Consider the following 11064-nt stretch of genomic DNA (forward strand, 5'->3'; position numbering starts at 1 on the left):
CGATCCGGAGTCACGCGAACATCTGCTATGGCCGAGTATTCTTCCACGCCGAGGAAATAACTCTCTTCCCTGGCATCGCGGTTTTCAATTGGGGCTTAAGCCGCATCGGTTCGCCCGCAGGCTGACGCGCGGCAACCCGCATTGATCAATACTGCGAACTTCGCCTACCGATTGCTCCCACCATATCGCTCGATAGTAACTGCCCTGAACGCGTGTATTGCAGCCTCGGTACTCGAATAGCCTGATCCGAATTTAAACTCAGCTGTGTCCTTACGCTGGGCTTGTAAATCGGTGTTTCAGATTTCACATCTGTTTTTTGGGCTTTTCGTCAGCAGACCTAGTTTCTTATAGCGGCGCGAACTTCCCGCTCTAACGCATCCAGAAATCGCGAGCGGTCCGCTTTTCCGAACGGTCGTCCGCCGCCACTGGTGCCCAATGGATTTGAGGCGCGCAGATCGGCCATCAAATCGCGCATCGCCAATTGCTGGCCTATATTGGCCGCTGTAAAGGCTTCACCATTCGGACGTAGAACACGTGCACCGGCCTCAACGCATTTGGCGGCCAGAGGGATGTCAGACGTAACAACGACATCCCCAGTACCACATCGCTCGGCGATCCATTTGTCCGCTTCATCAGCCCCTTCCGAGACGATAACGATCTGCACCAGCGGATTGGCCGAAGGGCGAAGCCCGCCGTTGGACACCAGCACCATGGGAACTTTGTGGCGGGTTGCGACCCGTTCCGCTTCACCCTTCACTGGGCAGGCATCGCCATCGATGTAGAGCGTTGTCACGCTCTCTTCGCCTCTTTTTTGGCAGGTTCGGCAGATTTCTTGCGCACCTTGAACTCTTCAGGGATTGGCATCCGGTTGAACGCATCCAGCCCGGCGATCTTGTAAGCCTCGGCAAGTGTTGGATAGTTGAATGTATTCTGAACGAAGTAATCCACCGTGCCCTTAAGGTTCAACACAGCCTGAGCGATGTGAATCAATTCCGTCGCACCCTCGCCAACAATCTGCACACCCAGGACCCGGCGGGTCTTGAGCGAGAACAGCATTTTCAGCATCCCGTGCTCTAGCCCCATGATGTGCCCGCGCGAGGTTTCACGAAACCGGGCAACGCCAACCTCATAGGGGATCCCGCGTTCTTGCAGTTCTTCCTCGGACATTCCGCAGGTGGAAATTTCGGGCACGGAATAGATGCCGTAAGGATACCACGGGCTTTCCGGCAAAGTCGGCGTCTCAAGGGCGTGACAGGCGGCCACGCGTCCTTGCTGTAGCGAAGTCGAGGCCAGAGACGGGTGCCCAATGACGTCACCGGTCGCATAGATATGCGGCACCGCGGTCTGGTATGTTTTGCGATCTACCTTGATCCGGTTGCGATGATCGGTTTCCAGACCAACGGCATCAAGATTGAGTTTCGAAGTCGCACCCATACGTCCAGCTGCAAACAGCAGCATTTCGGCCCGTACATGACGGCCGTTTTCCAACGTTACTTCTACGTGCTCACCAGCATCCTCTATCTTTTCGACAGCAGAGCCCAATCGCAGGTCAACGCCGTTTTCGCGGATCTGGTGGGTGAAGTCGTGGATCAAGCGACTGTCAATGAAATCCAGAAATGTGTCGCGAGGTTCGATCAAAGTCACCCGCACGTCCAGGGCGGAGAACATCGTGGCGTATTCGACGCCGATGACACCTGCGCCAATAACGACAAGCGACCTCGGAATTTCTGCCATTTCCAGAAACTCGTCACCGTCAACCACAGTCTTGCCATTGAAAGGCACATATTCCGGGCGGTAAGTCTTGGTGCCGGTGGCGATCAGAAATTTGGCTGCCGTCACGCGGGTCGTTTCACCGGCATCTGTGGCGACTTCAACCTCATGAGGTCCGACGAATTTGGCCAGACCATCCAATGTGTCAACGTGATTGCGGTTGAACTGGTGCTCCAATACGTCGACCTCATGGTCGAGCGTCATATGCAGGCGGGCCTTGAGATCTTCGGCGCGGATTTGGTCTTTGACCCGGTAGGAACGGCCGTAAAAACTGCGCTCTCGCCAACCTGAGAGGTTCAGAACCGTTTCTCGAAGGGTTTTAGAGGGAATTGTGCCAGTGTGAACAGACACTCCTCCGAAGCGATCCTTACGGTCGATCACCAGAACGCGACGTTTTAACTTTCCCGCCTGAATGGCCGCAGACCGACCCGAGGGGCCGGACCCGATAATGACCAAGTCGTAGTCGTATTTGCTCATACCTCAGTCTCCGTAAAGCGCCTCAGCATGGAAAACGATGTGGTCTTCCATAAAGGTGGAAACAAAGAAATACGAATGGTCATAGCCCGGCTGGAAGCGATAGGTTGCATGTTGGCGGCGTTCAGCGATGGCTTGAGCCAGCGCTTCGGGGCGTAACAGGTCCATGAACTGGTCATTGGCACCCGTATCGATCAGGATTGGACCGTCGAAGCCTTTGCCTTTCATCAGCAAAGACGCATCATGTTTGGCCCAGAGGGCCTCGTCGTCCCCGAGATAAGCACTTAGCTGTTTGCGACCCCAATCCGATCCGGTCGGATTTGAAATCGGCGCGAAGGCCGAGACTGAACGGAACCGCCCCGGCAGGTTCATCGCCAAGGTCAGTGCGCCGTGACCCCCCATCGAATGGCCGGTGATGGCCTGCCGATCGCTGTCGATGGCAAAGTTTTCTATCAACAGGGCAGGCAGTTCTTCGGCAATGTAGTCCCACATCTGGAAATGTGGGCCCCACGGGGATTGCGTTGCGTTCACATAAAACCCGGCGCCTTGACCCAGGTCGTAGTCTTCGTGATCCGCCACACCTTCGCCACGCGGCGAAGTATCCGGAAACACGACGGCAATTCCCTGTTCTGCGGCCCAGGCTTGTGCTCCTGCTTTAGTCATGGCGTTTTCATGTGTGCAGGTCAGGCCGGACAGATACCATAGGATGGGAACCGGCCCGTCCTTCGCCTCGGCTGGAAGAAAAAGGCCAAAAGTCATGTCGCATTGGCAGACCGAGGAGGCATGGCGGTACACGCCCTGCACTCCGCCGAAACAGGCGTTCTCCGAGAGGGTTTCCATCAGGCATCGTCCTTACATTAGAGTCGCGACATGGCTAACGATCCAGAGACGCCGCGTAAAGTCCGACCGCTGGCCGTGAGAGTATTTTTCGAAAAGGTGAAGGTCAGAGACCACTGAGCCAAGCGATTACCACGGGTACGGTCAGGATGCTGGCCACCGTTGAAAGCAGAATGGCCGCCGAGGCCCTGTGCGGGGCGACCCCGTAATGCGCCGCCAGCATGTAGACATTGCCAGCAACCGGCAAGGCGGCTGCAGCGATGGCAACCGAGGCCGGAAAAATGTCAATCGGCACGAGCCAGAGCAACGCAACTGCAACGCATATCGGGTGTATCACCAACTTGCAAAAGCTCAGCCAAGCGGCGATTTCGACACGTTCGGCCGACTTGCCAGCCAGTGAGGCCCCGATAGCAAACAGAGCACCTGGTGTGGCCGCACCGCCCAGAATGGTCAGAAAGTCATTCAAAGGTTCCGGAACCGGAATTTCCAAAGATGACCAGACCAACCCAGCCGAGATTGACACAATCATCGGGTTTTTCAGAAGCCCGAGACCGATCAACTTGAACGTACCCAAAGTGAGTTTACCGTCGCGGCCACCGTTGATCAGGATCACAATGAGGGACGAGAACACAACAAGGTCCACTGTAAGAACCACCATCACCGGACCAATGGCCGCTTCGCTGAACAACAGCGCCAGCATCGGTAGTCCCAGAAAGCCTACGTTGCCAATGGCTGCGCATTGTGCCTCAACAGCCGCTGTTGGCACATCCAGCCCTCGCAGCCACGCGACGCATGTTGCCACAGCATAAACAGCAATTGTACCGCTCAGATACCCAAGGACCAGTCGCGCATTGAAGATTTCGGCAAACGGCAAGGTGGCTGCAAAGCGAAACAGCATGGCCGAAAGCGCAAAAAAGAAGACGAACTTGGTAAGATAGGCAGTTGCCTCGGCCGTAAAAAACCGAGTGCGCCCCGCCCAGTATCCCAGGCCGATAATCGCAAAAAAGGGAAGGGTGCGCAGAAAAACATCGACCATGGACAGACTCCTAGCATGGTTTGTCTGCGCCGCAAGCCTTTGACATCACGGGAATGCCCCGGGCTACGGTTTCATAGAGTGCGAAAATCATTGTATCTGAACTGAGCGGTTTATAAACTGATGCCCAGACCAATCCCGGAGATGACATGACCCAAACAGCCACCATCCTGCGCACAGGCCGAAAGTTCGATCAGGTTTTGCGCGGGGCCCGAGAGGTTTTCATGGCAGATGGGTTCGAAGGAGCAAGCGTAGACGACATTGCCCGCGCAGCAGGCGTGTCAAAGGCAACACTCTATAGCTATTTCCCGGACAAGCGCCTTTTGTTCATGGAAGTTGCGCAAACAGAATGTCGTCTGATGTCTGAGCGCATTCTGTCAATGATTGATGAGACCAAACCTGCGCGCGAGGTACTGCAGATAGCGGCCACGCAGCTCACGGCTTTTCTTGTGTCCGAATTCGCACAACAAGTTTTTCGGATCTGTGTTGCCGAACGCGACCGGTTCCCCGAATTGGGCCGTGCTTTTTACGAGGCGGGCCCGCAAAACGGCCAAAGGCAGATGGCAGCCTATCTGGAAAAGGCGGTGGCCAAGGGCGAGTTGTGCATTGAAAATGTGCATATCGCGGCAGAACAGTTTTCCGAGCTATGTAAAGTGCGCATCTGGGCCCGAGCTGCATTTGGAATTCAGAACAGCTTTAGCCAGAGTGAAATCAATGAGGTCGCGACGCAAGCAGTTGACATGTTTTTGGCCAGCTACGGATGCTAAGCTTCAAAAAAGTGATGGCCCGCGCCCGAACAGGCACGCAGACCATCGTTCACTCACCAAAACACTCGATACAAAAAGGCTTTATTTCAAAAGTCTTTTGAAAGCGTTTATTCGATAAATGTTCGCGCGAGGCGTTCGCTTATGGGCTGAGCCAGATAGGCAATAACAGCACGTTCGCCTGTCGTGACAAACAAGTCAGCCGGCATGCCGGGCACCAGATCCAAGGCCGCAACCTCTTTGGATTGCTGATCATCCAGTTTGACCCGTGCTTTGTAGTAGGCCTCGCCCGTTCGTTCGTCTTCCAGGGCGTCGGCAGAGATATCAACGATGGCTCCTTGCGCTTCGGGAACATCGGCTTGGGCAAAGGCAGACAAGCGGATACGTGTGGCCTGACCGATTTTCAGCTTGTCGATGTCGCCGGGTTTCACCCGCGCTTCGACAATCAAAGCTTGGTCAGCGGGCACGATTTCCATGATGTGCTCACCTGGTCTGATCACCCCTCCTGTGGTCGATGCGGCAAGGTTCACCACACGGCCACTGACCGGCGCAAGGATTTCGATCCGCTTACGGCGCTCCACGGTACCTGAGAACTGTGGGCGCAACAGATCAAGCTGGGCATCGACGACAGCGAGTTCTCCGGCCAGAACTTCATCGCGCAGCTTTTTCTGACTGATCATTGTCAGCTTCAACTCGCTGACCTGGTTTTCTGCTTGGGCTATCTGTGTCCGAAGCGACGCATCGACGCCCGAAAGCCGTTCAACTTCGATCTGTCGGGCGCTGACCCGCGTGATTGCAACCAGGCCCTTGTCCAGAAGGGTCTGCAGGCTTTCCAACTCAGCACGTGTGATGGTCATCTGGTTTTGCGTGCTGATCCGCTGCTCGTTCAGGCCATCAATCTGATCCCGCAGCGCTGAAATACGTTGTGCGTTGATCTCCGCTTCGGTCGCACGGGCGCGGTGCTCGGCGTCAAACAGTTGTTTTTGCGTCAGAAAAGCTGAAGCCCAGTGAAGACGGTTCATATCTTCTTGGAAGTTCTGAAAGGCAGTGGCTTCGTCAAAATGAGCCTGTCCCTGTAGCTGCGCAATCAGTCGCGCGCGACGGACAGAAAGCTCGCCGATCTGGCTGCCCAGCACGCTGAGGTCGACGTCAATCTCGGTGCTGTCGAGTCGGATCAGAGGTTGCCCCTGTTCGACCGCCTCACCATCGGCGACCAGAATAGACCGGACGATGCCACCGTCGAGATGCTCAACCGTTTTGCGATCCCCTTCGACGACAAAAGAGGCAGGGGCCACGACGGCTCCGTCAAGTCTGGATGCAAAGGCCCAGTAGATGCTGCCACCGACAAAGGCGAGCAATGTGAAAAGACCAAATAGTACATACAGGCGGATGCCGGGTGTCGCATCGGTGACGTCGACAACCCGCGCGTCGTAAAGGTCTGGAGTTGTGTTGTTTGAAGCATAGGGAACTATACGGGTCATTGTGCGGCTCCTTTAATGCGCGTGTCTTCTGATAGATGCAGGGTGGGCTTGCCAGATGCAGCGCGCTGTGCGGGCGATTTTAGAACGTTTTGAGTTTTGACCTTCAAAACGTCCCCCTTGTCGCCAAACTGGGCTTGTGATCCGTTGCGAAGAACCATGACTTTGTTGGCCGCCTGCAACGTGGCAGGACGGTGGGTCATGACGATGCTGATTGATCCCCGTGCCTGTGCTGTCAAAATCGCGTCGCGCAGGGCCTTTTCGCCATCTGCGTCCAGATCCGAGTTCGGTTCGTCCAGCACCAGGACAAACGGATCGCCATAAAGCGCGCGCGCAAGGGCAAGGCGCTGACGCTGTCCGCCCGACAGGAAGAATCCCTGACCAATGCGTGTTTCATACCCGTCAGGCAGGCTGCTGATCAGCTCATGCACTCCGGCCTCGCGTGCGGCGCGCAGAACCTCGGCATCATCGATGGCGACGGCAAAGCGACCTATATTTTCGCGGATCGTGCCGTCAAACAGGTCCACATCCTGCGGCAGATAGCCGATCTGCTTGCCCAGATCCTCGCGGTTCCATTTCGACATGGGGCTGCCGTCCAGCAAAACCTCACCCCGTTGCGGGTGCCAGATTCCGGCCAGCATCTTGCCCAGTGTTGTTTTCCCGGAACCACTGGGGCCGATGATTGCCAGCACATCGCCAGCAGCCAAGCTGAAATCAATGCTGCGCAGAGTGGCATTGACCGCGCAGGGCGGACCCGCTTGCGCGATTCTGACATCCAGAGATTTAAACGCACGAGGCAGGTGCAGATTGGCAGGCGTTTCCGCGAAATCTTCGGTGAGTTTTGTGATTTTGGCATACGAGCCGCGCGCGGCCAGAAAGGTGCGCCATTGCCCAATCAATTGATCGATCGGGGCAAGAGCGCGAGCCAGAACAATGGTCGCCGCGATCATAACGCCTGCTGTGGTTTCCCCGGTAATCGCCAATGCCGCGCCAAGGCCAAGAGCCGCGGATTGCAGCCCCATGCGCAGAGTCTTGGACATCACCGAAAAGCTGGCGATCCGGTCGGCAACGCGGGTTTTTTGGCGATGCGCGTCGAGCTGCAGAGAAGTCCAGCGGCGCACCAGATCGGATTTCATGCCCAGCGCATGGACCAGTTCGGCATTGCTGTCTCCGGTTCGAAACAGCGCGTCCGCACGGCCGCGCGCCTGTGCTGCCTGCTGCATCGGCTTGTGTGCACGGGCATTGTTGATCAGGGCCATTGCGGTCAGCGTCAGAGCTCCGGCCAGTCCAAGCAGCCCGAGAAGGGGATGCAGGACATATAGGACCAACAGATACAGCGGTATCCACGGTGCATCGAAAAAGGCGGCCAGAGTTGTGCCTGAAATGAACTCGCGAAACCCGTTTACGTCCTCGACCAGATTGTCGCCGGGGGCAGCTTCCCCCTGCACACGGCGTTTCATGGCGGCCCCTAGAACAGGCGCTCCGACTTTCATCTCGAACCGGGCAGCCAAGCGGCCCAGGATGCGCATCCGTATCAGATCAAGGCAGGCAATCACTACAAAGACACCTGCCAGCAGCAACGACAGGGCGATCAGCGTGTCAGCATTCTGGCTGGTCAGGACGCGGTCATAGACCTGTAGCATGTAGATCGGTCCGGCCAGCATCAGCAGGTTCAGAAACAAACTAAAGAAGGCAACTGCAACAAATCCTTTGCGCAGCGACCCCCAGGCGGCTTTGACGGGATTGGTTTTCTGCAACATCGTGTTGATCCTTTCCGGTTTGGAAATAGCGGGGCGACCACAAGCCGCCCCGCCAACTGTTTGCTTATGCAACGAAATCGTCGTCGTTCAGTTCGGCTGCATTGATGCCAACCAGACGGACCGAACCCTCATCCCCGAAGCTGATTACGGCATCGCCACCGTCCTGAGCCACGTTGACTTGCGCCCCAAAGTCAGGACCGAAGTCACCAAATTGCAGCTGATCCAGACCTACTTCGAAGTCCTCGATGGTGTCGTTGCCGAAGTTCGCGCCAAACTGGAACGTATCCGCCCCAGCGCCGCCAATGAGGATATCGTCGCCACCTTCTCCGTTCAGAAGATCATCACCGTCCGCGCCGTTCAACACGTTGGTCTGATCGCTGCCGATGATCACATCGCCATCATCGGATCCGACAACGTTTTCAATGGACTGCAGAATGTCGGTTTCGATCTGGTTATCGATGACATCCTGACCGATAACTCCTGTGCCACCGACGGCGTCCGAATCCAGCGTAGCACCTGCATCCACCAGCGTGTCCTGCACGACCGGGCCGTTCTGACCGGCAGGCGCATTATGCAAATGGATGGCGGAAACGACACCGGGGATCGGTGTGTTCAGGTCGGCTTCGTTCAAGCCCACAACACTCAGTTCGCTGGAATAGGTGACTTCGCCCGTTGCAAGATTCTGAGTGATGACAACAGTTGCCTCGCCCGTCGCTTGGCTGTCCGAAGTTGGCCCAGGCTCCTGTGCCGCATCAAGACCGCCGCTCAGGGACACTGTGCGAATACCGTTTTCGGTTACATCGCTGTCGACCAGCAACTGCCCGCGGATTTCACCAGCAAGGAATTCGGTCGTGTGGATGTTATAGTACAGGTTGCCCTGAACCGCTTCCTCTACAAACCAAGCGCCGTCCGGGATGTTTGCACCGAATTGATCCGGCGCCGCAACAACCGCATCCACGATCGAGACGTTAAAGCCGGTGTCGCGTGTGGCCGTGCCGTTGCCGTTGGCGTCGAGACGAACATTGACTGCGACATCCAGATCCGAGAAATCTGCAGTGTCGATGCCTTCTCCACCGTCGATGAAGTCATTGCCCAGACCACCGGTCAGAACGTTGTCAGCATCGCCCGCGATCAGAACATCATCGCCAGCGCCACCGTCGACATCGCCATTGGTGGTGCCCAGATCGACAAAGATGTCGTCGCCAGTGCTCAGTAGAACATTGCCGTTGATCACACCCTCGTCGTCATTGACGAAGGTGATGCTGCCCGCATCAGACGCATCAATGGCATTGACCGTCCCACGGATCTCGCCCTCATTCAGGATTGCACCCAGCAGGTTCAGACCGCCATCCACGCGGATACCGGCGGCGGCATCCGAGTCTTCGGACCCTGCGATCAGACCTTCGTTGACCACAATACCGGCAAAGGATGCGTCATCCTGGCTGGTGAACAGGCGCAGACCATCGCCAACCTGATTGCCTTCGGTCGCGTCACCACGACCTTGCAATATACCTTGGTTCAAAACAGCTGCCGAGACCACGTCCCCCGACACATCGCCGGTTTGCAGGGAAACTGCCGAGCCATTGTTACCTTCGCCCGCATCCACCAAGCCAGTGTTGATAAAGGAGTAGTTGTCGGCGGTACCATCGGCATAGACGGTTCCGTTGCGCTGGTCTCCGGTGCCAAGAATTTCGCCTTCGTTCAACACCTCAAGGCCAACACCGTCGATGTTCAGGGCACGACTGTCTGACGTGACAAGGCCACGGTTGACAAACGATCCACCAGAATGGTCACCGGTTCCAAAATAGACACCGTTCTGACCACCTGCGAACACACCAGTTTCTTCGTTGATCAGTTGGCCTTGGAAATTGACATTGTTCACCGCACGGAACGCGCCAACTGTGCCGTTGGCACCTTCGGACGAGATGTTGCCGCTGTTGGTGATGGTGCCCGTGAATGAGGCAGGCGCAAAGCCACCCTCCTGGCGCACACCTTCCAGACGAATGCCGTCGCCCGCCGTACCCAGCGCCGCGCCTGCGTTGCCACGTCCGGCAATGATGCCAGCGTTCTCGATTTCAATGTCACCGTTGCCGTCTTCGGCCAAAGACAGCGAGATACCCGCGCCGTTGTTGTGTTCGCCCGCGTCAATCGTGCCTGTCGCCAGGTTATTGATCGAAAAATCCCGTGCAGTGTCCTCCGCGTAGACAGTGCCGTTGCGCTGATCATCGGTGCCAAGGATATCACCACCGTTAATCAGGTCGACACCAGAGCCATCGATATTGACCGCGCGGCTACCCGACTGGATGGTGCCAAAGTTCAGCACGTCAAGATCATGCTCGCCGTTGCCGATGTAAAGGCCGTTGCGGGGGCCTTCGATCACACCGGTTGAGGTGTTCAGGATCTCACCTTCGGCATTTGCCCCATCGGTTATGCGAATACCTGCCGCTGTGCCCTGATTGCTTTCGCTCGAGATCAGGCCGCTGTTAATGATCTCGGTTTCCAGGATGGTGCCTTCAGCGCCGTCGTCGATTCGGATGCCGTCGCCCGCCAGCGAGGTGTTGGCAGCCGCCTGACCGCGACCTTGAATGGTCGCGCCAAAGCCGTTGAACACATCGGTTTGCACGCGGTCACCGGCTTCATCACCGATCTGCAGGGAAACACCAGCGCCCTGGTTGCCCTCGCCTGCATCAATAGTACCGCCGGTGAAGTTCGAGATCGAGACGTCCTCGGCCGTCGAGTTGGTGTAGATGGTACCATTGCGCTGGTCGCCCGTGCCGATGATGTCACCGAAGTTGCGAACATCGATGCCTTGACCTTGGATATCGACGGCGCGGCTGTCGGAGCTGATGACGGCACCACGGAAATTGTCCAGGCTGCCCGAGCTTTCGGCACCAGCAAATTGCACGCCGTTAAACTCACCCGCGATCTCGCCGAAGTTGCGAACAGAG

General features: G+C 56.8%; 8 protein-coding genes. 1 reads left to right on the top strand and 7 read right to left on the bottom strand.

Annotated features, from left to right (window positions below; genetic code table 11):
• Positions 1–337: 337 nt before the first annotated feature.
• The 4 genes from AC2FNU_RS10910 to AC2FNU_RS10925 form a co-directional block, all read right to left on the bottom strand.
• Positions 338–793, bottom strand: coding sequence for a YaiI/YqxD family protein (locus AC2FNU_RS10910; RefSeq protein ID WP_496788076.1), 456 nt, complete (start codon positions 791–793; stop codon positions 338–340).
• Positions 790–2247: a Si-specific NAD(P)(+) transhydrogenase gene (sthA, locus tag AC2FNU_RS10915; RefSeq protein WP_480799210.1), complete on the bottom strand. Its 1458-nt coding sequence runs from the start codon at positions 2245–2247 to the stop codon at positions 790–792. The genes AC2FNU_RS10910 and sthA overlap by 4 nt, the downstream gene beginning before the upstream one ends.
• Before the next feature lie 3 nt (positions 2248–2250).
• The gene (gene fghA, locus AC2FNU_RS10920) at positions 2251–3084 is read right to left on the bottom strand and encodes an S-formylglutathione hydrolase (protein ID WP_496788077.1); all 834 of its coding nucleotides are present in this window, start codon (positions 3082–3084) and stop codon (positions 2251–2253) included.
• 103 nt (positions 3085–3187) lie between these two features.
• Positions 3188–4117 (bottom strand): AEC family transporter, encoded by a 930-nt coding sequence (locus AC2FNU_RS10925; protein ID WP_496788078.1) that lies wholly within the window; start codon positions 4115–4117, stop codon positions 3188–3190.
• A 146-nt stretch (positions 4118–4263) separates the two neighbouring features.
• On the opposite strand from AC2FNU_RS10925, the gene AC2FNU_RS10930 reads away from it, so the two are divergent.
• Positions 4264–4881 (top strand): TetR/AcrR family transcriptional regulator, encoded by a 618-nt coding sequence (locus tag AC2FNU_RS10930; RefSeq protein ID WP_496788079.1) that lies wholly within the window; start codon positions 4264–4266, stop codon positions 4879–4881.
• 107 nt (positions 4882–4988) lie between these two features.
• Here AC2FNU_RS10930 and AC2FNU_RS10935 read toward each other — a convergent pair whose 3' ends face one another.
• From AC2FNU_RS10935 to AC2FNU_RS10945, 3 genes are all read right to left on the bottom strand, one after another.
• Complete coding sequence (locus tag AC2FNU_RS10935; RefSeq protein ID WP_496788080.1) at positions 4989–6359, bottom strand: HlyD family type I secretion periplasmic adaptor subunit; 1371 nt, start codon at positions 6357–6359, stop codon at positions 4989–4991.
• Positions 6356–8116, bottom strand: a complete 1761-nt coding sequence (locus tag AC2FNU_RS10940; RefSeq protein WP_496788081.1) for a type I secretion system permease/ATPase — start codon at positions 8114–8116, stop codon at positions 6356–6358. Before AC2FNU_RS10940 ends, AC2FNU_RS10935 begins: the two co-directional genes overlap by 4 nt.
• A gap of 64 nt (positions 8117–8180) precedes the next feature.
• Positions 8181–11064, bottom strand: a 2884-nt coding sequence (locus AC2FNU_RS10945; RefSeq protein WP_496788082.1) for a beta strand repeat-containing protein, incomplete at its 5' end; no start/stop codon positions are given.

It is taken from the genome of Ruegeria sp. BHSB064 (assembly GCF_059613205.1).

Excerpts from the sequence above, each read along its gene's own strand:
- sthA (WP_480799210.1), bottom strand. The coding sequence starts at position 2,247 with ATGAGCAAATACGACTACGACTTGGTCATTATCGGGTCCGGCCCCTCG.
- fghA (WP_496788077.1), bottom strand. The coding sequence starts at position 3,084 with ATGGAAACCCTCTCGGAGAACGCCTGTTTCGGCGGAGTGCAGGGCGTG.
- AC2FNU_RS10925 (WP_496788078.1), bottom strand. The coding sequence starts at position 4,117 with ATGGTCGATGTTTTTCTGCGCACCCTTCCCTTTTTTGCGATTATCGGC.
- AC2FNU_RS10930 (WP_496788079.1), top strand. The coding sequence starts at position 4,264 with ATGACCCAAACAGCCACCATCCTGCGCACAGGCCGAAAGTTCGATCAG.
- AC2FNU_RS10935 (WP_496788080.1), bottom strand. The coding sequence starts at position 6,359 with ATGACCCGTATAGTTCCCTATGCTTCAAACAACACAACTCCAGACCTT.
- AC2FNU_RS10940 (WP_496788081.1), bottom strand. The coding sequence starts at position 8,116 with ATGTTGCAGAAAACCAATCCCGTCAAAGCCGCCTGGGGGTCGCTGCGC.